The organism is Bacillus sanguinis, from assembly GCF_018332475.1.
Lineage (GTDB): Bacteria > Bacillota > Bacilli > Bacillales > Bacillaceae_G > Bacillus_A > Bacillus_A sanguinis.
Map to the genome: position 1 here is coordinate 1 of NZ_BOQB01000664.1, position 228 is coordinate 228.

Annotated in this window: 1 pseudogene; it reads right to left on the bottom strand. The window is 33.3% G+C overall.

What is annotated here, in order from left to right:
* Positions 1-206 (bottom strand): annotated as a pseudogene (locus tag KI369_RS29110) (peptide ABC transporter substrate-binding protein); the annotation flags it as partial.
* Positions 207-228 lie beyond the last annotated feature (22 nt).

A 228-nucleotide genomic window follows, 5' to 3' on the forward strand; every position in this document is an offset into this window, starting at 1 on the left:
CCTTCAAATATGTTTTGCATAACGTGCGCTGACGTACCATCCATCGTTTTCGCGGTATCAAGAGAAGGAATCTCTTCTGATACTGTTACATTTAATACTTGTTTTTTTGACTCTGCATCACTTTTATTTCCCTTATTATTACAAGCTGTTAATAATAAAGATGTAACAAGCGCCATTACCATTAAATGGCTCTTTTTCCAATTCATAAGTTGTTCTCCTTAAAAATAT